Genomic DNA, 25,990 nt, shown 5'->3' on the forward strand with positions numbered 1-25,990 from the left:
TAGTCTTCCTTTGGCCTAGATGGCCGGGCGGATACGCCATATGCCAAATGGCATGGAAGGATCGAGACGCGTCCATTGTGTTTTCCCGTGCCATGTCCAGCGGTGGCCGGTCATGAGGTCTTCGCCATGCATGGATGCATTATCGTCGAGTCCGAATTCCCACAAGGGGAGTTCAAAGTGGCCTTCCTGGGCGTTATGGGGATCAAGATTGATTGCCACGAGTACGAAATTGCTGAGATCGGGCGTGTACTTGCCGAACAGGATGATGTTGTCATTGAACACGTTGTAGAACTTGATCCCCAGATGTGTCTGGAGAGCCGGGTTCTGCTTGCGGATCCGGTTGAGCTGTGCAACTTCCGCCATGATGTTGCCCGGCGCATACCAGTTGCGGGGGCGCAACTCATACTTCTCGGAATCCAGATACTCTTCCTTGCCGGGCGTTAGCGGCGTGCCTTCACACAACTCAAAACCTGAATACATGCCCCACAGGCCCGACCCCATGGTGGCCAGCGCTGCGCGAATCAAAAACCCTGGACGCCCGCTGGTCTGTAGGAAAACCGGATTGATGTCCGGCGTGTTGACGAAGAAGTTGGGGCGATAGCATTCACGCCAGGGCGAACTATTGAGCTGTGTGAAATATTCCGTCAGCTCAGCCTTTGTATTGCGCCAGGTAAAATAGGTATAGCTCTGCGAATATCCGACTTTGCCCAAACGTGCCATCATCGCTGGCTTAGTAAAGGCCTCGGCCAGGAACATGACTTCTGGGTCACGGCCACGGATATCCGCAATCAGCCACTCCCAGAACGGCAATGGCTTGGTATGGGGGTTATCGACCCGGAAAATCTTGACGCCCTGCTCCACCCAATGCCAGACCACATCACGCAGCGCGAGCCAGAGGTCCGGGACGGAATCCTTGGCATAAAAATCGACGTTGACGATGTCTTGGTACTTTTTGGGCGGGTTTTCCGCGTAGCGCATGGAGCCATCAGGACGCCAGGAGAACCAGCCCGGATGCTCCTTGAGCCAGGGATGATCAGGTGAGCACTGGATGGCAAAGTCGAGTGCGATTTCAAGACCATGGTCAGCCGCTGCGGCAACCAGCTCACGGAAATCTTCAAGCGTTCCGAGTTGCGGATGTACGGCGTCGTGACCGCCATCGGGACTACCAATGGCATAAGGGCTGCCAGGCTGGTCAGGGCCGGCACCCAGCGTATTGTTCTTGCCCTTGCGGTGGGCAAGCCCGATCGGATGGATCGGTGGGAAGTACAGGACATCGAAGCCCATGTCACGTACACGAGGCAGCTCACCGATTACATCGCGAAAGGTGCCATGACGCTGTGGGTCATTAGTAATCGAGCGGGGAAAGAGCTCATACCAGCTGGCGAATTGTGCCTTGAGGCGCTCAATGTCCAACGGGTACTCGACGCTGTGCGTCAGATGCGGATAGGCATCGGCGTCGCGCATGTTGCGCTCAGTTTCCGAGCTAAGCAACAAAGCCACCTTGTCACCTTCGGTAGCGCACTGATCAAACCGTGCCAGCAAGGATTCCAGACCGGGCCGCACCTCGTCATCCGCACGAGTCAGGGCCTGCTCCAGATGGATGCGTCCTTCCTGTAACTCAAGTCCGATCGGCACACCAGCGCCATATTTCTTTTCAAGCTCGTAGCGGTAACTGCCGTACACATCCCACCACGCTTGAACGACAAATTCATGTCGAGCCACCTGTACCGGCGTGAACTCGCACAGCCAGAGGTCATTGGTTTGAAGCTCCAGCGGTACTCGCTGCCAGTCTTCAGCACCCTCCACGCGCCACAGTACGCAGGCGGCCAGCTTGTCGTGCCCGTCTGCGAAAATGGTGGCCTTTACGGTAATGGGCTGGCCGGCGATGCCCTTGGCAGCGAATTGTCCGTTATCCACTGTCGGGCTGACCGACTCGATGGCAATTCTCGGTGTTTGCGACGCCGTTTCCGGGTCATAAGGTAGATACGCGAGTGAACCGGGGAGATCGGTATTCGACATCGAGCCTGACTCCTTAAAGTGCTGTTGGCTGGCTCATACCCAGCTTCCGGCGATCGGAACATCCTTCGATGCCTTGTGGCGGGTGCGGCGGAGGGTCATAACCTCTACCGCGCTGAGCCCAATAGGTATGAAATACTGAGCCGACGCCTAAGGGAAAAGTTCAGGCTATTGATGGAGATAAGTTGCAAGCAGCCGAACGGTTGACTCGGCTGCAGCACAGGCGGGGGGAAGAAATCAGGCGTGTCGGGCAACGCATTGCAGGCGCACTGCCCGTCTACTTACTCAACGGTCAAGACGACCCGCCCCTTGAGGCATTCGTTTTCTACAAGCCGATGGGCTTCCACGAACTGGTCAAACGGCAGCGTATGCGCAACGATGGGCTTGAGCAGACCATCCCGGGTCATCTGATTGATTACGGTCAGCGCCCGTTGTACCGCCTCGGCATGGGGCTCCAGGCCAAGCTCTGGATGACCTGTAAAATCCAGGACGCTATGCCGGAAAATCTGCAGGTGTTTCTTGAACGCAGCGCAGGCCGGAAAGGACGCCTCGTTACCACCACCCATGCCGTAAATGATCAGCTTGCCCCGTGTCGCGGCAATATCACCCAGGCGGGACAGCTGCGGACCACATAGCGCATCCAGTACAACCTCAACGCCGCGACTCTCGGTAAAACGCTCTACTTCCAGCACCAGGTCCTGCTCATCGGTCGATACGACCTTCACAGCACCCAGCCCTTTGAGCAGTGCACGGTTTTCCGACTCGCTGGTAGCCGCGATCACCTGTGCACCCAAGGCGGTCGCTAGCTGAACCACCGCCGGGCCTACGCAGTTGCTGGCTTCGGTAACCAGTACCTGCTGTCCGGCCTTGAGCTGAGCTAGGTCTACCAGGGCAAAATAGGCCAGCAGCAGACCGGCATAATGAACTGCCGCTTCAGCCGGCGTCAGCGTATCAGGGTATTCGGTCAATGCCTGCTGGGGCATCAGCACCATGTCACCACTGGCCGGATACTGGTTGATCGAGTGGGCAGGAAAGCTGGCCACTCGCATGCCTGGTTGGAAATGGCGGACGCCCTCGCCCACGGACACAACCTCACCCGCCAGCTCAGAACCAAACCCAGCCGGCAATGTGGCAGGCTCATCGGCTAGGTTCTGCCGCCAGAGCACGTCGCCCCAACATACGCCCAGCGCCTGTACACGCACCAGTACTTCCCCTGCACCAGGCTCAGGAGTGGGTTGGTTTTCGCAGCACAGGACATCAGCACTGCCGAACTGGTGAAAGCGAATCACACGGGACATCGCAAACCTCTTTGGTGGATTCCGTATGGCTACGGACTGTATCCAAGCTGGCGCCTCAACGCTACCCGCCCGTATCGATAGTTGTCATGAATGCCAGTGATGCAAGGCTTGACGCCGCCCTCGACTCACTACAGTCTCATGCGCTCGAACAAATGCATGGCCACGGTTAAGGGCATACCATGAATCGCAACGATCTTCGCCGAGTAGACCTCAACCTGTTGATTGTGTTCGAGACATTGATGCGGGAGCGGAGCGTAACCCGCGCTGCTGAAAAGCTCTTCCTGGGCCAGCCTGCCATCAGCGCCGCCCTTGCCCGTCTGCGCAGCCTGTTTGACGATCCATTGCTGGTCCGCACCGGCCGCACGATGGAACCTACGCCCCGTGCCATGGAGATCTTCGGCCTGCTTTCACCGGCCCTGGACTCAATCTCCTCGGCCATGAGCCGCGCACAGAATTTCGAACCGGCAAGCGCCGATCGCGTATTCAGAATAGGACTGTCGGACGACGTCGAGTTCGCCCTGCTGCCGCCCCTGCTCAGGCGCCTTCGCGCAGAGGCACCCGGAGTAGCCTTGGTCATACGCCGAACCAACTACCTGAACATTTCCAGCCAACTGGCCTCCGGCGAGATCACAGTAGGCGTTGCCTACACCTCGGAACTGCCCGCCAATGCCAAACGCAAGACCTTGCGGCGCTCGCGCTCAAAAGTGCTTCGGGCCGATTCCATTCCCGGCACGCTGACCTTGGACGACTTTTGTGCTCGCCCTCATGCGCTGGTATCGCCTGCCGGCGACCTGAGTGGGTTTATCGATGATGCGCTGTCGACGCTGGGCAAGCAGAGGCGCGTCGTGCTGGCAGTCCCCCAGTTCAACGGCCTGGGAACACTACTGACCAATACGGATCTGCTCGCCACCGTCCCGGACTACACCGCCCAGGTACTGGCTTCCAACGGCGGCTTGCGCATCGAAGATCCACCTCTGGAGGTGCAATCCTTTGAACTCTCCATGGCCTGGAGCGGTGTGCACGATAACGACCCTGCCGAACGCTGGTTACGCTCTCGTATACAAATGTTTGTGGGAGATCCAGACAGTTTATAATAATGGGCTGGTATTACATAACTAAAGATAGTCTGCTATCGATATATTTGAAGGCTTTTATCATTTTGATCGATAGTTAAATTCAGAGTGTTCGATTCGATCGTGCCAGACCCTTGAGCCAGACTCCGCCGTACTTAAATTTTCCTCACTTTGTCCGGCGGAAACGAACATGGAACAGTCTTCCACTCTCTGGCGATCTTCTCTGGCATTAGCCAGCGTTCTATTGCTCAGTGCCTGCGACAACAAGCCTGATGCGTCGGCCACAGCACCAGCAAAGCCCAAGGTCAGCGCCGCTCAGGTCATTCAACAACCGATCACGGAATGGGATGAGGTTACCGGCCGCCTCGAAGCGCCCGAGTCTGTCATCATTCGTCCGCGCGTTTCGGGCTATATCGATCGGGTTGTCTTTCAGGAAGGCACCTTAGTTAAGAAAGGCGACCTGCTTTTCCAGATCGACCCCCGCCCCTTCCAGGCCGAAGTGAAGCGTCTGGAAGCGCAGCTGCAACAGGCCAAGGCTCATCTGGATCGGGCTCAGAATGAAGCACAACGTGGCGAGCGCTTGCGCTCAAGCAATGCGATCTCTGCCGAAGTAGCGGATGCCCGCACCAGCGAAGCATTGGAAGCCAAGGCGACGCTTGCCGCTACGCAAGCCGAACTGGACGCAGCCCGTCTGAACCTGAGCTTTACTCAAGTTACCGCCCCCATTACAGGTCGCGTTGGCCGGGCCGAGGTGACCGCGGGTAACCTGGTAAATGCTGGGGAAAGCCAACTCACCACGCTGGTAGCCACCGACAAGGTGTATGCCTATTTCGATGCTGATGAACGTGTTTTCCTCAAGTATTCCAACTTGAAACGCCAAGGTGTGCGGGGCGAAACCAGTCCGGTCTTTATGGGACTTTCCAGCGAAACCGGCCACCCTCACCTAGGCAAGATGAACTTTCTTGATAACCAGGTTGATCCCCGTACAGGCACCATTCGTGGACGGGCCGTATTCGAAAACACTGATGGCCAGTTTACTCCTGGGCTCTATGCAAGGCTGAAGCTGGTTGGCAGCGGTACCTATAACGCGATGCTCATCAAGGATGAGGCTGTAGGTACTGATCTGGGCAAAAAATACGTGCTGGTAGTCAAAGACGACGGCACCGTGGATTACCGCTCGGTTGAACTGGGTCCGAAAATCGAAGGGCTGCGGATTGTCCGTACAGGTCTGGCCAGCAATGACAAGGTCATCATCAATGGCCTGCAACGCATCCGTCCGGGCTCCCAGGCAGACGCTCAGATCGTACCCATGGCTGACGAGGCCACCCTGGCTGCACTCAAGCATCAGCGCGAGCTGGTAGCGAAAAGCCTGCCTCTGCCGGACAAGCCGATTCAGCTTACTGCCAACGATACGCGTCGTTAACACCGTCTAACCCTGCCGCCAAGCCCATGCGCCTCGCTCTTCTACCAGGAGAGCGACGGTGCCCTGTTGCTCGCGTTTACAAAGGAATGGTCCGATGAACTTCTCACAGTTCTTCATCAAGCGTCCCATTTTCGCGGCCGTTCTCTCGCTGATTATCCTGATCGGCGGAGCCGTCTCGCTCTTTCAACTTCCTATCAGTGAATACCCGGAAGTCGTGCCGCCCACAGTAGTGGTTCGCGCCACCTTCCCGGGTGCCAACCCCAAGGTTATCGGCGAGACCGTGGCAGCCCCGCTGGAGCAAGCCATGAACGGCGTCGAGCACATGCTCTATATGTCGTCCCAGGCCACTGCCGACGGCAAGATGACCCTGACCATTACGTTTGCCTTGGGCACAGATCTGGATACGGCGCAGGTACAGGTGCAGAACCGTGTCACCCGTACCCTGCCCAAGCTGCCTGAAGAAGTGCAGCGTCTGGGTGTAACCGCTGACAAGGCCTCACCGGATCTGGCCATGGTGGTGCACCTTACCTCGCCCGATGAGCGCTACGACATGCTGTACCTGTCCAACTATGCGCTGATCAACATCAAGGACGAGCTGTCCCGCCTGGACGGTGTGGGTGATGTCCAGCTGTTCGGCATGGGCGAGTATTCCCTGCGTGTGTGGCTTGACCCGAACAAGGTGGCCTCTCGTGGCCTGACGGCAACAGATGTCGTCAACGCCATTCGTGAGCAGAACCGCCAGGTTGCGGCAGGTTCTCTGGGCGCCCCGCCCGCGCCCAACGCGAACAGCTTCCAACTGGCCATCAACACCCAAGGCCGCCTGGTCAATGAGGAAGAGTTCGAAAACATCATTGTTCGAGCCGGCGCAAATGGTGAAATCACCCGCGTGAGGGACATTGCGCGCGTTGAATTGGGCTCGAACCAGTACGCCTTGCGTTCACTGTTGAACAACAAACCAGCCGTCGCCATACCGATCTTCCAGCGTCCAGGCTCCAACGCAATCGACCTGTCCAATCAGGTACGGGCAAGAATGGCTGACCTGAAGAAGAGCTTCCCTCAGGGTATGGACTACTCCATCGTTTATGACCCTACGATCTTCGTCCGTGGCTCCATCGAAGCGGTTGTGCATACCCTTTTTGAAGCCATCGTGCTGGTTGTGCTGGTTGTGGTGCTGTTCCTGCAAACCTGGCGAGCCTCCATCATCCCGCTGGCAGCCGTTCCGGTTTCGTTGATCGGCACGTTCGCCTTGATGCACTTGTTCGGGTTTTCACTGAACGCACTATCCCTTTTCGGGCTGGTATTAGCTATTGGGATTGTGGTGGACGATGCCATCGTGGTCGTGGAAAACGTCGAACGGAACATTGGGCTGGGCCTCTCTCCGGTTGCCGCAACCCAGCGAGCGATGCGGGAAGTAACTGGTCCTATCATCGCTACCGCGCTAGTGCTGTGCGCTGTGTTTGTACCCACCGCCTTTATTTCCGGATTGACGGGACAGTTCTATCGACAGTTCGCCCTGACCATTGCTATTTCAACGGTCATCTCAGCCTTCAACTCGCTTACGCTCTCCCCTGCACTGGCAGCCGTCCTGCTCAAGGGACACGATGCTCCCAAGGACCGTTTTTCGCGCTTGCTGGATCGCCTGTTGGGCAGCTGGCTGTTCGCGCCATTCAACCGTATGTTCGAACGCGCCAGTCATGGCTATGTAGGCGTGGTTGCACGTGTGCTTCGCCGCGGCTCGATTGCGCTAGTGGTCTATGCCGGTCTGATGGCGCTGACGGTGTTTGGGCTGACGAACACGCCTACAGGTTTTGTGCCGCAGCAGGACAAGCAGTATCTGGTCGCCTTTGCGCAGCTGCCTGACGCTTCTACGCTGGATCGTACCGAAGACGTCATCAAGCGGATGTCCGATATCGCGCTCAAGTATCCGGGCGTGGAAAGCACCGTGGCGTTCCCGGGACTCTCCATTAATGGGTTTACCAACAGCCCCAACAGCGGCATTGTTTTCGTGACACTCAAGCCCTTCGAAGAACGTAAGGACCCGAGTCTGTCAGCCAACGCGATTGCAGGTGCACTCAACGGCAAGTTCAGTTCTATTCAGGATTCGATCATCGCGATCTTCCCGCCTCCGCCAGTTCAGGGGCTGGGTAGCATTGGCGGCTTCCGCGTGCAGATCGAGGACCGGGGCAATCTGGGCTATAACGAGCTGTTCGCCCAAACGCAGAACATCATTGCGAAAAGCCAGAGCGTGCCGGAACTGGCAGGCCTGTTCTCCAGTTACCAGGTCAACGTTCCGCAAATCGATGCCGATATTGATCGTGAGAAAGCCAAAACTCATGGCGTTGCGATCAGCGATATCTTCGATACGCTACAGGTCTACCTGGGCTCGCTGTATGCCAACGACTTCAACCGCTTTGGCCGTACCTTCCAGGTCAACGTACAAGCCGATCAGCAGTTCCGCCTTGAAGCCGACCAGATCGGCCAGCTGAAGGTACGTAACAACTTGGGCGAGATGGTGCCGCTGTCTACCTTCGTGAAGGTAAGCGATAGCGCAGGTCCCGACCGCGTGATGCACTACAACGGGTTTATCACGGCCGAAATCAACGGCGCCCCGGCACCCGGTTACAGCTCGGGCCAGGCACAGGCCGCGCTGGAAAAACTCATGAAGGAAGAGTTGCCCAATGGCATGACCTACGAGTGGACCGAGCTGACCTACCAGCAAATCCTGTCGGGCAACACGGCCTTCCTAGTCTTCCCGCTGTGCGTGCTGCTGGCCTTCCTGGTGCTTGCTGCCCAGTACGAAAGCTGGAGCCTGCCGCTTGCCGTTATTCTCATCGTACCAATGACGCTTCTGTGCGCTATCACAGGGGTCATTCTGTCCGGGAGTGATAACAACATCTTTACCCAGATCGGCCTGATCGTCTTGGTTGGCCTGGCCTGCAAAAACGCAATTCTGATCGTGGAGTTCGCCAAGGATAAACAGGAAGAAGGCATGGACCGTGTGGCCGCCGTACTGGAAGCATGCCGGTTGCGTCTACGCCCGATCCTGATGACCAGCTTTGCCTTCATCATGGGCGTGGTGCCGCTGGTGACGTCTACCGGTGCAGGTGCCGAGATGCGTCATGCCATGGGCGTTGCGGTGTTCTCCGGCATGCTGGGTGTGACCTTCTTTGGCCTGCTACTGACTCCATTGTTCTATGTGCTGATCCGTGCGTTCGTAGAGCGTCGTGCTGAGCGCCGTATCGCCGCACAGGAGGTGCTGTCATGAAAATCTTCGTTCCAAGTCTATTGGCCCTTGCCTTGAGTGCCTGTGCGGTCGGTCCGACTTATCAGGCGCCGCAAACCGAACCGGCTCATCTGCAGACCGCGGCGGGCAGCCAATATGATCACTCCCGTTTCGAGGCACAGTGGTGGCAACAATTCGAGGACCCCACCCTTAATCAGCTGGTGGCGCGCTCGATTTCTGGCAACCGGGAGCTTCGCGTGGCCTATGCCCGACTGCGCTCGGCTCGTGCCCTGCGTGATGACACGGCCAATGACCGCTTTCCTGTTGTGACCAGTCGCGCTAGTAGCGAGATCGGCAAGGCGCAGCAGCCGGGCTTCACCGATAAGCGTACAAACAATGAGCGTTATGATCTTGGATTAGACATGGCCTGGGAGATTGATCTCTTCGGCCGGATCCAGCATCAACTGGAAGCCAGCGATGCTCAGGCAGACGCCGCGCAGGCAGAACTCAATCAACTGCAGGTCAGCCTGATTGCAGAACTGGTAGACGCCTATGGCACGCTCCGCGGTGCCCAGCTGCGCGAGCATATTGCGCAGGAAAACCTGAAGAATCAGCGAGCCTCCCGGCAATTGACCCAAACCCTGGATGAAGCAGGCGTAGGCAGCCAGCTGGATGTCTTGCGGGCTGATGCACGCCTTGCGGCTACCGAGGCGACTCTGCCGCAACTCCAGGCAGAAGCGGCGCGGGCAAAGAATCGGATAGCGACCCTGATAGGCGAACGGCCTGATGCGATGAGCATTGACCTTTCACCCAAGCCATTGCCTGCAATTGCCAAGGCGCTTCCCATTGGTGACCCGGCCGAGCTGTTGCGCCGCCGCCCGGATATCCAGGCAGCCGAACGTCAGCTGGCAGCCGCAACCGCGAATGTCGGTGTAGCTACTGCAGATCTTTTCCCGCGAGTTAGCCTGAGCGGCTTTCTAGGGTTCACCGCGGGGCGGGGTTCCGAGATCGGCTCTTCGGCCGCCCGCGCATGGGGCCTGGGTCCTACCTTAAGCTGGCCAGCCTTTGACTTAGGTAGCGTTCGCGCACGCCTGCGTGGGGCCAAGGCAGATGCCGAAGGCGCCCTGGCCAACTATGAACAGCAAGTGCTGCTTGCCCTTGAAGAAAGTGCCAATGCCTTTAGCGACTATGGTAAACGCCAGGAGCGCCTGGTTGCACTGATTCGCCAGTCCGAAGCCAGCCGCGCAGCAGCCGAGCAGGCAGCGATCCGCTACCGCGAAGGCGGGTCGGACTTCCTGGTATTGCTGGATGCAGAGCGCGAGCGACTGGCGGCGGAAGACGCCCAGGCCCAAGCGGAAGTCGAACTCTACCAAGGCATTGTAGCGATCTATAAATCACTAGGCGGCGGTTGGGAGATCCCCAACGCCTGATCCTTCGGTTAGGGGCGACGATGTCGCCCTGGCCCGCGGCTTTCCCTGCTCCTTGGGCCGCGGGCTTTTTCTTGTTACGGCTCACTCCTGGCGAGCGGATCCTGCTGAAGCTCAACGGCATTCCAGCCACCACCCATTGCAGCAATCAACTGAACGCTGGTAACCAGACGACTACCCAACAGCGTCAGGTTGGTGCGTTCGTTGTTTAATGCCGTGGTTTGCAGCGTTACTACGTCCAGATAATCGATCAGACCTGCACGGTACTGATTTTCTGCCAGACGCAGCGACTCCCGCGCCGAATCCAGTGCCTCCTGCCTTACACCGGATTCCTGATTAAGAACGTCCAGCTCAACCAGGTAATCTTCGACCTCCTTGAAACCGTTGAGTACCGCCTGACGATATTGGGCAACAGTCTGATCATAAGATGCTTCGGCCTGCTCGACCTGTGCACGGCGTGCGCCGAAGTCAAACAATGTCAGATCGAACGCTGGCCCGATGGACCAATAACGGTTAGGGGTGCTGACCAGATTACCCCACTGGCTGTTTCGATAACCGCCCGAGGCTGTCAGGGAAAGCGTCGGGTAATATGCCGCCTTGGCAACACCGATCTGGGCATTGGCAGCCATTACCTGCCGCTCAGCCTGAGCAATATCCGGACGACGCTGCAACAGCTCGGACGGCACGCTGGCAGGGATGCCGGGCACGGTCGGTACTGTCTCTACTGCCGCCAGACTGAACTCAGATGGCGGGACACCAATCAACACAGCAATCGCATTTTCCAGCTGCGCACGCTGGTACTTGAGGTCAATGGCATCCGCCTGGGTACTTTTGAGCTGGGTCGTAGCCTGGGCAACGTCCGAACGCGTAGTCATACCGGCGCGATACTGGTTTTCGGTGACCCGTAGTGACCGCTCATAGGCCTGCACCGTAGCATCCAGGAGCCGTTGCTGGGCATCCAGAACCCTCAATTGCAAATAGTTCTGTGCCAGCTCCGATTGCAGACTCAACTTGGTAGAGGCCAACTCGGCCACGCTGGCTTGCGCCGATCCTGTTTGGGATTCCACGCTGCGGCGAATGCTTCCCCACAGGTCAAGCTCCCAGCTGACACCAAGACTGGTGGTGTAGCTGTTGGAAGTAGTGGCGCTGCTGGTGCCTTGTGGCAATGTGATGGTCGTTCCTGTTGACGTCTGATACTGATAACTCGAACTGCTTCCACCGCCCTGCCCCGAGCGTGTTGCACCAGCGCTTCCGGTTACCGCGGGAAGGAAGGAGGCGCGTGCTTGGCGTACCAGAGCGCGTGCCTGGCGATACTGGGCTTCATACTGGGTCAGTGTCTGGTTGGAGTTCTCCAGGCGCTGCATCAGACCATCAAGGGTGCTGTCTCCATACACCTCCCACCATTGCCCCCGCTTGATGGCATCGCTGGGCTTGGCCATCTGCCAACCTTCAGCATGCTTAAATGCGATGGGCGTAGTGACCTGGGGTCGCTGGTAATCTGGTCCCACTGTGCAGCCACCCACGGCTAAGGCAAGGGCAAGTCCCAAGTAATGGGGACGAGCTGAAAACGACATCATGATGATTTCTCCATGGGCGCATGCGTGCGCGAGCCTGCTCGGCGTCCCGCCCAACGGCGGTTAAACCAGTGTCGCAGACGGTCCAGATACAGGTAGATAACGGGAGTGGTATATAACGTCAGCAACTGACTGCCAATCAAGCCACCAATGATAGTGATCCCCAGCGGCCGACGCAGCGGCGCATCACCGCCCATGCCCAGAAGCAAGGGCAAGGCGCCAAGCACTGCAGCCAGCGTGGTCATCATGATTGGTCGGAAACGTCTGACGCAGCCATCCAAAATCGCCTCGCGAGGCGCCAGCCCCAGACGCCGCTCGGCATCCAGCGCAGAGTCCACAATCATGATGGCATTCTTCTTGACGATCCCGATGAGGAGGATTACGCCAATAAGTGCGATCAAGGTGAACGGCGTATTGAAGAGCTGCAGCGCCAGCAAAGCTCCAACGCCCGCCGAAGGCAGCGTCGACAGAATCGTCAGTGGATGAATATAGCTTTCATACAACATACCCAGCACGATATACACCGCAACCAGGGCAGCCACAATAATCAGGGGCATAGCGCTCTGGGACTGCTGCGCCATGCTGGCATTTCCCGCAAACGCCGTCTGTAATCCAATCGGCAGCTTCAACGGTTTGATCGCGTCACGGATCGCATCCCTGGCCTGACTGATACTTACATCAGGCGCGAGATCGAAGGAAAACGTCGACGCGGCAAACTGACCATCATGGGCAACCCGCAGCGGAGCGTTACTGAACCGATAACGAGTGAAGCTGGAAAGCGGGACACGATTACCCTCGCTGGTGACCACATACACCTGGCTCAGGACGTCCACACTCTGCCTGTACTGATCACCCACACCCAGCACAACGTGGTACTGGTTGCGGTCTTCATACATGGTCGAGATTTGCCGCTGCGAGAACGAGTTGTTCAAGACGGCATTGATCATCTGAATGTCGACGCCGTACCGGCTGGCCGTGTCGCGATCGATGTCCAGCGACAACTCAACCCCTTTGTCTTGTGAATCACTGTTCACGGAAATGATCTGCGAGACCTTTCGAAGAGCAGCCTCGATCCGTGGATTCCAGGTACGCAAAAGCTCCAGGTCGTCACTTTTGACCGTGAATTGATAAGCACCATTTCCTTCCCGCCCTCCGGCGCGAAAGTCTTGTGACGCCACCAGGAAGAGGTTGGCACCAGGCACCTGAGCTGCCGCGGCTTTGCGCAGCCGCATGGCGACGGTCTCGACTGGATCGCGCTGGGAGATATCCTTGAGCGTAATGAAAAACGACCCGCTATTGGTGGATGAGCCGCCAGGCCCTCGACCTCCGGTAAAGCCCAGCACATTGTCGACCGCCGGATCGGCCATGAGCACTTTCCGATAAGCCTCCATCTTGCTCTGCATCCCACTGAAGGAGATTCCCTGATCCGCCACGGCATAGCCACGCAGGCGGCCGGTATCCTGATCCGGCAGAAAACCCTTGGGTACTACGGCATACAGGTAAAAGTTGAGCGCAATCGTGGCGATCAGAATCAACAGCATGAGAAACGAGTGATCCAACGCCCAGGCAAGGCTTGCCCGATAATACCGGGACATTGCCGCAACCAAACGACTGGTCTTTTGCTCTACAGGCGTTTCCTTGCGGGGCCGGTGCGCCCTGAGAAGCCTGGCGCACAGCATCGGCGTGAGCGTCAGCGATACGACCATCGACACCAGAACGGCAACCGATAGCGTCACCGCAAACTCGCGGAACAAGCGACCGATAATGCCCGTCAGCAACAGAATCGGCAGAAAGACCGCTACCAGCGACAGGCTCATGGAAAGAACCGTGAACCCTACCTCGCGCGCGCCCAACAACGCGGCCTGATAGGGCTTCTCGCCCTCTTCGATCCGGCGGGCAATATACTCCACCACCACAATGGCATCGTCGACCACAAACCCAGTACAGACGATCAACGCCATGAGTGACAGGTTATTGAGCGAAAACCCGCACAGATACATCACCGCAAAGGTGCCCACCAGAGAAATTGGTACGGCAATGCTGGGGATTAACGTCGCACGTATGTCCCGCAGGAACAGGTACACCACCAGAATGACCAGGGCGATGGAAATGATCAGCGTAAACTCGGCCTCATGCAGCGAATCGCGAATGCCGGGGCTACGGTCATCCATGATGCTCAGCGTGACGTCCTTACCCAATGTCTCCTGTAGCGCTGGCAACTGCTCCCGGATACCGTCGATGGTTTCGATGATATTGGCGCCGGCCTGCCGTGAAATCAGAATGAGCACCGCCGGAGAATTATTGGAGAAACCAAGGTTGCGGGTGTCTTCGACTGAATCGGTAATGGTGGCTACATCGTCCAGTCGCGCCACTTGCCCATTACGGGTACGAATGATGAGCGGTTGATAGTCACTCGCCTTGTTCAGCCGGGAATTGGCGTCAATTTGCCAATGCAGATCGCCGTACTCAAATGCGCCTTTGGGCGAATTGGAATTGGCCGCATTGATTGCGGTACGAACATCGTCTAGAGACAGGCCGTAATGGTTGAGCGCATCCGGGTTCAGATCAATCCGCACGGCAGGCGACGAACTGCCGCCTACGCTGACCTGACCGACACCTTTGGCCGAGGCCAATTTAAGGGCGACCGTATTGGATGCCAGATCATAAAGCTTGCCCTTGTCCAGCTTATCCGACGTGAGCGCCAATACCATGATGGGCATATCGGCCGGATTGATCTTGCGGTAGGTCGGATTGCTGGGCATTCCCGTGGGCAACGAAGGCACCGCCGCATTGATGGCAGCCTGAACCTCACGCGCGGCACCGTCGATGTTCTTATCCAGATCGAACTGGATGATGATGGTGGTACTGCCCTGAGAGCTGGTGGACGTCATTTCAGTAATGCCCGAAATACGTCCCAATGAGCGTTCCAGAGGTGTAGCCACTGAAGAGGCCATGGTCTCGGGACTGGCTCCTGCCAGAGTGCCGCTGACCACAATGGTAGGAAAATCCACCTGTGGTAGCGGTGCAACTGGCAGCAAACCGAAAGACAGCCAACCGGATAACACGATAGCCAGCGTCAACAGCAAAGTCGCAACCGGTCGCCGAATGAACAGTGCCGAAAAATTCATCGGATTTCCCCGGAGAAATCCAGGTTATGCCGATAGCGCCAGCGGTTGAATCGTGTGGCTAACCGGCCAAACGCCAGGTAAATGACCGGAGTGGTAAACAAGGTCAGCAGCTGGCTAACCAGAAGACCGCCTACCATCGCAATACCCAGCGGCTGGCGCAGCTCGGCGCCTGCACCACTGGCCAACATCAATGGCAAGGCGCCCAGCAAGGCAGCCATGGTAGTCATCAGGATCGGCCGGAAGCGCAGCAGACAGGCTTGGTAGATAGCCTCCTCCGGTGTTTTACCCTCTTCCCGCTCGGCTTCAAGGGCAAAGTCAATCATCATGATGGCGTTTTTCTTGACGATACCGATCAGGAGAATGATGCCGATGATGGCCACCATGCCGATGTCCTGCCCGGCAATCCAGAGCGCTAGCAACGCTCCTACCCCGGCCGAAGGCAGCGTCGATAGAATCGTGACGGGATGGATAAAGCTCTCATAAAGAATTCCCAGCACAATGTACATGGTGACCACTGCGGCCAGAATCAGCAGTAGCGTACTCGACAGGGAAGACTCGAACGCCAGCGCTGCACCCTGGAAATGGGTATCAACAGTTGCCGGCATTTTGAGATCCTGCTCCGCCTGACGAATCGCTTCCACAGCCTCACCCAGCGATACACCCTTGGCCAAGTTGAAGGAAACTGTCGCGGCAGGTAACTGCCCGGCATGGTTGATCGCCAGAAGGGTATTGCGCTCCTCTACATGGGCAATGGCCGATAGCGGCACCTGCCCACTGGTTGTAGTAGTCGTGCCGTTGGTAGTGGTCGTCGTGGAGCTTGGCACGTAGATCTGCGTCAGCGCCTGCGGTCCCAGCTGGAACTGCGGCCCCACTTCCAGTACGACCCGGTACTGGTTGGACTGAGTAAAGATGGTTGAAACCAGGCGCTGACCAAACGCGTTGTACAGTGCGCTGTCAACATCGCTCAGGCTCACGCCCAGCCGAGACGCGTTATCCCGATCAACGCTGATATAGGCCTGCAGGCCGCGCGGTTGCAAGTCACTGGCGACTTCCGTCAGCTGCGGTAGCGTCTGCAAATGCTCGACCAGCTTTGGAACCCAAGTCTTGAGCGTTTCCAGGCTCGAGTCGACCAGACGGAACTGGTATTGCGTACGACTAACCTGATCTTCCACCGTTAGATCCTGTACCGGCTGCAGATAAAGCTTCATGTCAGGCAGATCGGCCATCTGGTCCTGAAGGCGTGTAATGATCTCCGAGGCAGATACATCTCGGACATCATGAGGCTTTAAGTTGATCAACATGCGCCCGGTATTGAGGGTCGGATTATCACCATCAACTCCGATAAACGATGACAGACTGTCGACCGCAGGGTCCTGCATGATGATCGAAGCCAGCGCCTGTTGCCGCTTGGCCATACCTTCAAAGGACATGCTTTGCGGGCCTTCGGAAATTCCCTGAATCAGGCCTGTGTCCTGAAGCGGGAAAAACCCCTTCGGCATGAAGAGATAAAGCACCGCGGTCAGCGCCAGCGTACCGATGGCAACTATCAGTGTCAGCGGTTGATGCCGAAGAACCCAGCGCAAACCTGTAGCGTATCGTTGGATCATTCCGTCGATAACGGCTCCGGCCTTGCGCGAGAATGCGCTCTGCTTGTCTTCCGGCACATGGCGCAACAGTTTCGCACTGAGCATCGGTGTGAGGGTCAACGAAACCACGCAGGAAATCAGAATGGAAACAGCCAGCGTAATGGCAAACTCACGGAACAGCCGCCCGGCAATGTCACTCATGAACAGAAGCGGGATCAGTACAGCAATCAGCGAGAAGGTCAGCGAGATGATCGTGAAACCTACCTGCTTTGAGCCTTTGAGTGCAGCCTCAAGTGGCGATTCTCCTTCCTCCAGATAGCGGGCAATGTTTTCGACCATGACGATGGCATCGTCAATGACGAAGCCGGTAGCGATCGTCAGCGCCATCAACGACAGGTTGTTGATGGAAAAGCCAGCCAGGTACATGACTCCAAACGTACCGACCAACGACAACGGCACAGCGACGCTGGGAATCAGCGTCGCCGAGACGTTGCGCAGGAACAGGAAAGTCACCATGACCACCAGTCCTATGGCCAGCACCAGTTCGAACTGAACATCACGGACCGATGCCCGGATAGTGGTTGTGCGATCCGTCAGCACCATCACATCCAGGTTTTCCGGCAAGGTCTCCTGTAGGGTTGGTAGTAGCCGCTTGATCTGATCCACAACCTGAATGACATTGGCGCCGGGCTGCCGCTGAACGTTCAGAATGACTGCAGGAGTGTCGTTGGCCCAGGCAGCCAGCTTGTTGTTCTCAGCCCCATCGATCGCCAACGCAACGTCTTTCAGCCGTACAGGCGCACCGTTCTGATAGGCAATGACGAGGTTTTTGTACTCATCGGCTGATTGCAGCTGATCATTAGCATCCAGTGTCGATGAGCGTGTCGGTCCGTCAAAGCTTCCCTTCGGCCCGTTCTGGTTGTTGTTAGCGATAGCGGTCCGCAGATTTTCCAGACTCAAACCATAGGCCGCCAATGCAGTAGGATTGGCCTGAATCCGAACAGCAGGACGCTGCCCGCCGGACAGGCTAACCATACCGACGCCACTGACCTGAGCAATCTTTTGCGCCAAGCGGGTTTCCACCAAGTCCTGAATCTTGGGCAAGGGCAGGCTGCTGCTGGTGACTGCCAACGTCAGAATCGGGGTGTCGGCCGGATTGACTTTGCTAAAGATCGGCGGCTGCGGCAGGTCGTTGGGCAGCAGGTTATTGGCAGAGTTGATCGCCGCCTGTACTTCCTGCTCCGCCACATCCAGATTACTGTCCAGACTGAACCGCAGCGTTATGACAGAGGCGCCTCCAGAGCTGGTGGAAGACATCTCCTCCAGCCCAGGAATCTCCCCTAACTCTGACTCCAACGGCGCGGTCACGCCTGAGTTCATGATTTCAGGGCTGGCTCCCGGATAAAGGGTCTTGACCTGAATGGTGGGATAATCAACTTCTGGCAGCGAGGCTACAGGCAACAACCGGTAAGCAATAATACCGGCCAGCAGAACAGCGACCATCAATAAGGTGGTCGCTACCGGCCGAAGGATAAAAAGACGAGACGGGTTCATTCACCGGCTCCGCCGCCTAACGTGGCCTCATTGGCGTCCGGATCTGACTTGGGCGCAGTTTCCGTAATAGGCTGAGTAACCTTGACTGTCTGGCCGTCACGCAGGCGGTCGAGTCCTTCTGTCACAACAGTTTCACCGGCATCCAGGCCTGAACGGACCTCTACCTGCTCGCCCTGTATCTCGCCCAGGCTGACTTTGCGCGTTGCAACCTTATTGCCTTCGCCAACGACGAAAACGTAAGGCCCTTCGTCGTTACGTTGAATGGCCGAGATCGGAATGACAATGACATCGCTCAGCTCCAGCGCATGCAAGCGGACATTAACGAACTGATTGGGAAACAGCGACTCATCCTGATTATCGAAGCGAGCCTTGAACTTGACCGTGCCCGTGCTGGTATCGATCTGGTTGTCCACCGTTACCAGCGTACCCGTTGCCAGAACCCTGTTTCGCCCGCGGTCCCATGCCTCTACGGCCAGCGGCTTTCCGGTCGCCATCTGGCGACGCACCGTGCTGAGCTGATCCTCAGGCAGGCTGAATGTCAGGGCAATAGGCTTGGTTTGGGTAATGGTTACGATCGGCGTAGTGTCACCGCTAGCCACCAGATTACCCACGTCCACCTGACGCAGACCCAACCGGCCGCTAATGGGAGCCCGTACTTCGGTAAAGGTCAGGTTCAGTCTGGCATCGGCCACCTGCGCTTCGCTGTTCTTGATGGTTCCTTGATACTGAGCAACCAGCGCCTGCTGTGTATCCAGTGTCTGCTTGGCTACTGAGTCTTCCTTGAAGAGCTGGCGATAACGCTCCAGATCGATCTGTGCATTCTTCAGCTGAGCCTGATTCTCCTGCAAGGTCCCCTGGGCTTGTGCCAGCGCCGCCTGATAAGGCCGCTGATCGACGACAGCCAGTACGTCCCCGGCCTTCACCTCCTGCCCTTCAGTAAACAGTACCTTGGCCAACTGACCGTCGACACGGGCATGAACTTCAACCGTGTTGTAGGCCGTTACCGTGCCCAATGCATTGAGGTAAACCGAAAGCGTCGTTTTTTCGGCCTTTCCAGTGCTCACAATCATGTCTGTTGGAGCCATGGAACCACGGCGTCCGGCTCCAGCCGGCCCTTTCTGCTCAGTTTGAGCAGCGTTACGACCGGTAGGCCCTGCCTGTTCAGGCGATTTACCTAGAAAATGCCATGCAGCTACAGCGCCAACCGCCACTACCACAACAGCAATCAACAAAGGAAATTTGGAGCGAGAAGGTTTGGAATTGAGGGAATCGCTCATGAACGCCACAGCAATAAGTTTCGGAAAGATAACGGTAAGCCGCAGCCTTCATCAGGCCAAGCGGATTTACGCGTTGTTTACATACAGGATTGAATGGTGCGGAGCAGCAAGCAATACACTGCCGCCAGAATGTCATAAGAGTATGACGGAACGTTGGATTCTGCCTTGCCTTGTTACATCTTGAAGCGCATCGACTTCATGCATCTGCACCCGGGCCTTGATCAAGGCCCGAGTGGTTTTCTTCTACCTTATTTCAGCGCTGCAATAGCCGCTTCGTAGTTGGGCTCCTGTCCAATTTCAGGCACCAGTTCGCTATAAAGCACCTTATTATTTTCATCCAGAATTACTACCGCACGTGCGGCAAGACCCGCCAAGGGGCCGGACGCGATGGCAACACCGTAGTCTTTCAGAAACTCACGACCACGCAGCGTGGATAGGTTGATTACATTTTCGATGCCTTCTGCACCGCAGAAACGCTTCTGGGCAAACGGCAAGTCAGCTGACACGCACAGGATCACGGTGTTTTCCAGCTTGGCGGCTTCGGTATTGAACTTGCGAACCGACATGGCACAGGTCGGAGTATCCACACTTGGGAAAATGTTCAGGACCTTGCGCTTGCCGGCAAAGCTTTCCAGCGTGGTATCGGCCAGATCGCCATTGACCAGGCTGAATGCCGGTGCGGACTGACCCGCCTGAGGCAGAGTACCTTCAATCTGAACCGGATTACCGCGAAGAGTGACTTCTGTCATGACCTGTTTCCTACAATTGAATGGAACATCAAGTAAACACGCTTCGCCTCAGGCTTTAAAGTCTGAAGACCTGTTTATTGCAAATCATCCCTACCGTGCACTAACGGGTCACTACCCAAGCGTTACCCTGTTGCCCGACCAATACGATCGGACAACCCTGGCGGGTTAGAAGTCTCGCTTGTAGAAGAAATCCAATGAGCTGGCAATACCACTGGCTGCTTCAAGATACAGCTGCTTGGTAAGCTGATAACGCAAGGCGACCGTATTGGCCGGCTCGAAGACGCCTACACCGTATCGAAGCGCCAAGCGGTCGGTAATATTGCCTGACGCAACGACACTGGTCTTGTCGCCTGTCCCTTCGGTATCCAGCTGAAAGTTCTGTACGCCCAAACGCTGCGCCAGCTCACCCGCCGTGGATGACCCTCCGGCAAGGCCCAGCGCAAGTGCGGCCTGCCCCAACATGTTGTTCTCGCCTTCGTCGTTGTTGGTCAGCGGGCGCCCTAGAACAATATAGGCCAAGGCTTGCTCCTGGCCCATAGTAGGGTCCGAAAACACCTCGACGCGAGGCTGATCGGCCAGACCTGACAAACGTAACCCTGCGGTTACGTCATCCACGACACGTACCGCTTCCACATCCAGGAACGGTTGAGCGATCGGACCCTGGAAGAATATACGCGCCCGCCGAATAGTCAGTCGCTGACCGTAAGCACGGTAGCGACCATCCATTAAACGAACTTCACCGCGCGTATCCAGGTTGTCACCAATATGCACGTTCCCTTCAAGGTTGGCAGTCAGACCGAACCCTGAAAACGTGAGCTTGTCCTGGCCCACCAGTACATTTACATCCATGGACAGCTGGGTCTCCTGCTTGGGCGCAGGCGCTTCCTGTCCAACGATTACCGCATCATTGGAAACCTTGACGGTAGACGGTGGCAACTCCCGAACCGTAATGGCACCGCTCGGCACGCGAACCGTACCCTTGAGCGCCAGACTACCGTTCTGCATGACAATATTCAGGTCAGGCGCCACGATAAGGTTAGCATAGGGCTCAACCACAACAGGAAGACGATCGCCACGTACGGCGACATTCATGTCCAATCCATCCGCCCAGGATATCGCTCCACTCACATTACCCTGGCCGCGCTCGCCGCTGCGCCATCCACCGCTCACGTTCGCCTGGTTTCCGGCAATCAGAGCAGTCAGCCGAAGATCCTGAAGACGGGTTGGAACGATACCGCCCCCGACCTGACCATTGCTCAAATCGATCCGACCATTGATCGAAGGTTGAAGCAGCGTACCGCTTACCTGACCACTACCGTCGATTCTTCCGTCCAGTTGCTCAATACCTGAAACAAAACCTTTGGCAATGGCTACATTCAACCCGCGCAGATCGAAGCGCCCTGAGACAGGCTTGTCATCAGGGCGTGGATCAATCTGTGCATTCAGGGTGAGGTTGCCAAGCTGCGGGCCGCTAAAATCCAGAGAGGCGCGCACATCATCGGGGCGCAACGTACTATTCAGCTTGAGCGTGTCATAGGCAAAGTCTGCCCACTGGCCGTCGGCGTTACGTGCCCTCAGCGTCCCTGTGCCTGCGTCGACTGTAACCGTGCCGTCTGGCCCGCTCTCAGGAAGATCAAGACGGATATCAGCATTAAGCGCACCTTGCCAGCCAAAATCCTCGGGCAGGAAAGGTGCCAGTCCGGCAAGGTTAAAGTTGCGCAGATGGTAGCGTAGCCGTGGTTCCGGCATCAGGCGCTGGTCTTCCCCACAGAGCGAGGCTTTACCTGATAGCCAGCAGTGCTGGCCAAGCGTCAGTTGCCCGTTTGCCAGACGCTCAAGGCTTGCAGGGTTTTGCAGGCGCCAGTCCTGGGGACCACTCTGGACAGCACCTCGAGTAAGCCGCCCTCGCCAGTTCATCGCATCATCGAGCGTACCCTCCAGGGCAAGCGCCAGATTTGCCAGCGGCCCTTTTACATCAAGCGTGACTGCCTGCTGATGACGGTTACCCTGTCCATCGAGCACCACACGTCCAATGTCGCTAGTGCCTGCACGTACACCGGAGGTTAATAGCTGGATTCGTCCCTGTTGACGCGCATCAAGCGTACCTTTAAGGCTCAAAGCCGCCAGCCGGTTGGTTTGATAGGCAACCTCTCGCCCATTCAACACCAGCTCCCCTTGCGGCGCCTGCTGAGTTCCGCGCAAATCCACTTTTCCATTAATGGCGCCAGCCAGACCTGGCCATAACTGGCCGAGACGAGGCAAGTCGATATCCAGGTGCCCTTTCCATTGCTCGGCCAGCTGACCGCTTCCCTGAATGCGATTACTGCCCAGACGGACAGTCAGGTTATCAAGATCCCATTGCTTATCCTGACCACGCGCCTGCGCTGCCAGCTGAGCAGGTTGACCTCTCAGTTGTCCCTGCAGTCCCAGATCAGCCGTCACACGCAGCTGCTCACCCTTGATTTCCCCTTCACTGCGTAGCGGTCCGCCCAGATTGCCAGGCAGCTGGGCGACCCAGAATGCAGGATTAAACTGGCTGAGGTTCAGGTTCGCCTTCCAACCAATGCCATCAGCAAACCGGACATTCACCTGCCCCTCGGCACGTCCTTGCCCGGCATGTAGATCCAGCGATGGCAAATTGATCTGTGTGAGATCACCCGTAAACGGCGTTACCAGTGTGAAATCACCGGCAGGCCCCGTTAGTGCAGCGTCCACATTTCCGATATAGCGCTCATCGGCGTACTGAACTTCACCTTTCAATCGACGCAGCGCTACGGGCGGCTCCTCAATCTCCGGGTACAGCCGACGCCATGGGAACTCATTCCAGTTGATAGTGGCATTCGCATTGAGTCCTTCCGACCAGCCTGCTTTGCCGCTCAAGACGACTTTACGCTGCTGCCCCGCATCGAGCGTCAGTCCTTTAAGGTCTGCACCTTCTGCCGTAACGGTGCCATCAAGCTTCAGGGCGACCTCACCTCCTTCACCCGGCAATACAGACGTGCCTACCAACTTATATCCATCTTTAAGAGTGCCGTTTGCAGTCAGGTCGAGCGCATTGAACGTCAGGGTCTTTGGCAGATCCTGTGTTGGCTTGAAACCGTTGGCCGTCAGATGCAGCGAAGCTGGCACACCCTCTGCCAAAGGCTGCACGTCACCTGTCAACCGGCCCGGCAGGTAACCGCTGCTGTCGGCCTTAAGAGTCAAGCTTCCCTGCAGATCACCTTCCACATGTAAGGTCAGTGGCCACTCCTGCTGGTCAGGCGCAGGCAGACGGGCATTGGCGTCCGCCGTCAAAGGCCATTTCCCGGAAGGCTGCAACGTCCCGGTAAGGCTGAGCATCATGTCGTCGCGGTGCGCATCCAGCTGCTCAATGACCAGGCTGCCACCCTCAGAATGAGCGCGTAGCGTGGCGTTTGCGAACTGCTCATTGCCATCGAGCGTAAACCGTCCTATGCGTACATCACCCAGCTGAACGTCTACCGGTAGCTTGAGGTCGGGTAATGTAACCGGCCCCTCATCGGGCGTCTGCTCCTCGGTAGGCGCCAGATCGAGATTGACCTCGCTGGCTACGAGCGTATCGATGCACAGTGTTCGCTTGAACAGGCAACCAGGCGACCAAGCGAACTCAGGAGACACCAGCCTAACCTGCGTACCGGCCTGAGCCCAGGTCAGCGTGTCGGCCTTCCAGTGCCCTCCCAGTCGACCCATATAGCCTTCCACTGCAAGCCCGGGAATCCGGCCCAACACCCAACGGCTCCCAGACTCGGTTCCCAATAAAATGGTCACGCCCAATACAAGAACAACGACAACCGTCAGCAGCGTGGCGCCAACAATCTTGAGCGCACGCATCATAATTCCGGCCCCATCGAGAAATGCAAACGAAAGCTACCTTCTTCATCAAGGCCATGAGCCAGATCGACACGTATGGGCCCCACTGGCGAAACCCAACGGATACCAAGGCCGATACTGGTCTTGATATCCGGATTATCGAGCGCATTGAACGCTCCCCCCTGGTCGACAAAGGTCGCCAGTCGCCATTTATCCTTGAGCGGATACTGGTACTCAACGCTGCCGGTGACCATGTATCGTCCACCGATTCTGTCTCCGTCGGAGTTCGTGGGCGATAGCGTCTGGTAGTCATAGCCCCTGACGCTCTGATCACCACCGGCAAAGAAGCGCAGCGATGGCGGAATCTGCTTGTACCCATTGGTGGCGTTGCCGCCGACCTGAACCCGCCCTAGCAGCCGGTGCCCACCGGCAAAAGTAGTCAGGCCACGCGCCAGCGCCGTCACATGCACCATGTTGGCGTCGGACACGATGCCCTCTTTGGCAGCCGAGACACCAAACTGCAGTCGGTAACCATGGCTGGGATCGATCCGATTATCGCTGCGCAGGTAGGAATAATCGACACCCGGCATGAGCAGTGTCGATAGACCGGAATCGTCTCCCAGACGGTATTCCTCTCGCTGGAGTTTCAGGGAGAGCACCCGTGTCCAGCCGCTGGGCAATTTGCGATGCCATTCGGGCCCGACGGTGAGCAGGCGACTCAGCGAATCGTCATCGGCGATTTCTTCATACTGATATCCCCCCGCCAAACGGAATTTATCGTTGATGGGGTCGCGCCCGGGAATGTCATACCAGGCGCCGATGTTCTGGCGTGGCGCAGAAAGCTCCATCTCCGCACCCAGGCTATGCCCCTGTGCATTGAGCCAATGTCGATCCCAGGTTGCGCGAACACGCGGGCCGACGTCGGTAGAGTAGCCAAGCCCCAACCCCAGCGTGCGTGGCTTGCGAGTAGTCAGATTCACCATGACGGGAATCGTCTGGTCTTTGGCATCTGCCGGAATAGCGTTGACGCGCACGCTGTCGAAATAACCGCTTCGGAGCAGCGTCTGCTGAAGCTCAGCAAGGGTTTCCGAATCATAGGGCTCGTCTGGCTTGAACGGCACCATGCGATTGAGCAGGTCTTGATCGAATGGAAAATCCCCTTCGTATTCCACGTTACCCAACCGGTAGCGAGGCCCGCTTTCGTAAACCAGTGCAACGTCTGCGTAGCCAGCCTGCGGATCGATGATCAATTTCTGCTGGGTGAAATGCCCACTGAAGAAGCCATAACGTGCAGCCTGATTCTGAATCAGCGTCTTGGCATCTTCATAGAAGCCATGATTGAGCTGAGCACCAGACTTCAGATTGGCACCATCGGGCGACTTGAATGACTTGAGTTGCCGCGCCGGACCTTCCACGCGGATATCTACCTGGCGCAGTCGAACGGGCTCTCCAGTCTGGATATCCAGGACCAGCCGAGGCGTCTGCCCCGGCTCGACCCGGCTATCAATCTGCGCATGGTAGTAGCCCAGTGCCTGGGCAGCCTGCTCCGCCTGGCCTTCAGCCGTACGCCGCAGCCGTTGCAAGGCAACCACATCCCGATCGGCAAGGCTGCCGATATACGCAGCAATGTTATCCCGCAGCGCACGATTATCAGGCGTGACGTGCACGGTGAGTTCGGCCGCTTGGGCCATGGCGACGCCGCTCATTAAAAGCAGGCCGGCAATACTGAGTCGGAGTCGTAAATGAAAAGTCATGACGCGATGCTACCGGGCGAGTGGTCGTGAGACAAACGCAGCGTCGTGGCGTTCATCGGCTATACCAGCGAAGCAGGCTC

At 57.2% G+C, this 25,990-nt stretch carries 13 protein-coding genes; 4 read left to right on the top strand and 9 right to left on the bottom strand.

Annotated elements, in window-relative coordinates:
* Positions 1-15: 15 nt before the first annotated feature.
* The gene (locus HMPREF1487_RS19225) at positions 16-2,019 is read right to left on the bottom strand and encodes an alpha-1,4-glucan--maltose-1-phosphate maltosyltransferase (RefSeq protein ID WP_010798377.1); all 2,004 of its coding nucleotides are present in this window, start codon (positions 2,017-2,019) and stop codon (positions 16-18) included.
* Positions 2,020-2,297: 278 nt separating this feature from the next.
* Complete coding sequence (locus HMPREF1487_RS19230) at positions 2,298-3,314, bottom strand: zinc-dependent alcohol dehydrogenase family protein (protein ID WP_010798378.1); 1,017 nt, start codon at positions 3,312-3,314, stop codon at positions 2,298-2,300.
* 179 nt (positions 3,315-3,493) lie between these two features.
* Between HMPREF1487_RS19230 and HMPREF1487_RS19235 the strand changes: the two genes are divergently transcribed.
* The 4 genes from HMPREF1487_RS19235 (at position 3,494) to HMPREF1487_RS19250 (ending at position 10,463) form a co-directional block, all read left to right on the top strand.
* Positions 3,494-4,408 (top strand): LysR family transcriptional regulator, encoded by a 915-nt coding sequence (locus HMPREF1487_RS19235; RefSeq protein ID WP_010798379.1) that lies wholly within the window; start codon positions 3,494-3,496, stop codon positions 4,406-4,408.
* Positions 4,409-4,577: 169 nt separating this feature from the next.
* Positions 4,578-5,810 carry a multidrug efflux RND transporter periplasmic adaptor subunit MexE gene (gene mexE / locus HMPREF1487_RS19240; RefSeq protein ID WP_010798380.1) on the top strand — a complete coding sequence of 411 codons (1,233 nt, stop codon included), beginning with the start codon at positions 4,578-4,580 and terminating at the stop codon, positions 5,808-5,810.
* A gap of 94 nt (positions 5,811-5,904) precedes the next feature.
* A complete protein-coding gene (locus tag HMPREF1487_RS19245; protein ID WP_010798381.1) occupies positions 5,905-9,075 on the top strand; it encodes an efflux RND transporter permease subunit in 3,171 nt (1,056 codons plus the stop codon).
* The gene (locus HMPREF1487_RS19250; RefSeq protein WP_010798382.1) at positions 9,072-10,463 is read left to right on the top strand and encodes an efflux transporter outer membrane subunit; all 1,392 of its coding nucleotides are present in this window, start codon (positions 9,072-9,074) and stop codon (positions 10,461-10,463) included. The genes HMPREF1487_RS19245 and HMPREF1487_RS19250 overlap by 4 nt, the downstream gene beginning before the upstream one ends.
* Before the next feature lie 74 nt (positions 10,464-10,537).
* Here the strand turns inward: HMPREF1487_RS19250 and HMPREF1487_RS19255 are convergent, their stop codons facing one another.
* The 7 genes from HMPREF1487_RS19255 to HMPREF1487_RS19285 form a co-directional block, all read right to left on the bottom strand.
* Entirely contained in the window at positions 10,538-12,037 is a 1,500-nt protein-coding gene (locus HMPREF1487_RS19255) for an efflux transporter outer membrane subunit (RefSeq protein ID WP_010798383.1), read from the bottom strand.
* Positions 12,034-15,162, bottom strand: a complete 3,129-nt coding sequence (locus tag HMPREF1487_RS19260) for a multidrug efflux RND transporter permease subunit (RefSeq protein WP_010798384.1) — start codon at positions 15,160-15,162, stop codon at positions 12,034-12,036. The genes HMPREF1487_RS19255 and HMPREF1487_RS19260 overlap by 4 nt, the downstream gene beginning before the upstream one ends.
* Positions 15,159-18,302 (bottom strand): MdtB/MuxB family multidrug efflux RND transporter permease subunit, encoded by a 3,144-nt coding sequence (locus HMPREF1487_RS19265; protein WP_010798385.1) that lies wholly within the window; start codon positions 18,300-18,302, stop codon positions 15,159-15,161. The genes HMPREF1487_RS19260 and HMPREF1487_RS19265 overlap by 4 nt, the downstream gene beginning before the upstream one ends.
* On the bottom strand, positions 18,299-19,579 hold the full coding sequence (locus HMPREF1487_RS19270) for an MdtA/MuxA family multidrug efflux RND transporter periplasmic adaptor subunit (protein ID WP_010798386.1): 1,281 nt from the start codon (positions 19,577-19,579) through the stop codon (positions 18,299-18,301). Before HMPREF1487_RS19270 ends, HMPREF1487_RS19265 begins: the two co-directional genes overlap by 4 nt.
* A 248-nt stretch (positions 19,580-19,827) precedes the next feature.
* Positions 19,828-20,328, bottom strand: coding sequence for a thiol peroxidase (gene tpx, locus HMPREF1487_RS19275; protein WP_010798387.1), 501 nt, complete (start codon positions 20,326-20,328; stop codon positions 19,828-19,830).
* Between the two features lie 165 nt (positions 20,329-20,493).
* The gene (locus HMPREF1487_RS19280; RefSeq protein ID WP_010798388.1) at positions 20,494-24,177 is read right to left on the bottom strand and encodes a translocation/assembly module TamB domain-containing protein; all 3,684 of its coding nucleotides are present in this window, start codon (positions 24,175-24,177) and stop codon (positions 20,494-20,496) included.
* Entirely contained in the window at positions 24,177-25,910 is a 1,734-nt protein-coding gene (locus HMPREF1487_RS19285; protein WP_037030269.1) for an autotransporter assembly complex protein TamA, read from the bottom strand. The genes HMPREF1487_RS19280 and HMPREF1487_RS19285 overlap by 1 nt, the downstream gene beginning before the upstream one ends.
* Positions 25,911-25,990 lie beyond the last annotated feature (80 nt).

The organism is Pseudomonas sp. HPB0071, assembly GCF_000478505.2.
GTDB lineage: Bacteria > Pseudomonadota > Gammaproteobacteria > Pseudomonadales > Pseudomonadaceae > Chryseomonas > Chryseomonas luteola.

What these genes read in the sequence shown, in the direction of transcription:
- HMPREF1487_RS19285 (WP_037030269.1), bottom strand. Translation starts at nt 25,910, where the DNA reads ATGACTTTTCATTTACGACTCCGACTCAGTATTGCCGGCCTGCTTTTA.
- HMPREF1487_RS19255 (WP_010798383.1), bottom strand. Translation starts at nt 12,037, where the DNA reads ATGATGTCGTTTTCAGCTCGTCCCCATTACTTGGGACTTGCCCTTGCC.
- HMPREF1487_RS19270 (WP_010798386.1), bottom strand. Translation starts at nt 19,579, where the DNA reads ATGAGCGATTCCCTCAATTCCAAACCTTCTCGCTCCAAATTTCCTTTG.
- tpx (WP_010798387.1), bottom strand. Translation starts at nt 20,328, where the DNA reads ATGACAGAAGTCACTCTTCGCGGTAATCCGGTTCAGATTGAAGGTACT.
- HMPREF1487_RS19225 (WP_010798377.1), bottom strand. Translation starts at nt 2,019, where the DNA reads ATGTCGAATACCGATCTCCCCGGTTCACTCGCGTATCTACCTTATGAC.
- HMPREF1487_RS19245 (WP_010798381.1), top strand. Translation starts at nt 5,905, where the DNA reads ATGAACTTCTCACAGTTCTTCATCAAGCGTCCCATTTTCGCGGCCGTT.
- HMPREF1487_RS19250 (WP_010798382.1), top strand. Translation starts at nt 9,072, where the DNA reads ATGAAAATCTTCGTTCCAAGTCTATTGGCCCTTGCCTTGAGTGCCTGT.
- HMPREF1487_RS19230 (WP_010798378.1), bottom strand. Translation starts at nt 3,314, where the DNA reads ATGTCCCGTGTGATTCGCTTTCACCAGTTCGGCAGTGCTGATGTCCTG.
- mexE (WP_010798380.1), top strand. Translation starts at nt 4,578, where the DNA reads ATGGAACAGTCTTCCACTCTCTGGCGATCTTCTCTGGCATTAGCCAGC.
- HMPREF1487_RS19235 (WP_010798379.1), top strand. Translation starts at nt 3,494, where the DNA reads ATGAATCGCAACGATCTTCGCCGAGTAGACCTCAACCTGTTGATTGTG.
- HMPREF1487_RS19260 (WP_010798384.1), bottom strand. Translation starts at nt 15,162, where the DNA reads ATGAATTTTTCGGCACTGTTCATTCGGCGACCGGTTGCGACTTTGCTG.
- HMPREF1487_RS19280 (WP_010798388.1), bottom strand. Translation starts at nt 24,177, where the DNA reads ATGCGTGCGCTCAAGATTGTTGGCGCCACGCTGCTGACGGTTGTCGTT.
- HMPREF1487_RS19265 (WP_010798385.1), bottom strand. Translation starts at nt 18,302, where the DNA reads ATGAACCCGTCTCGTCTTTTTATCCTTCGGCCGGTAGCGACCACCTTA.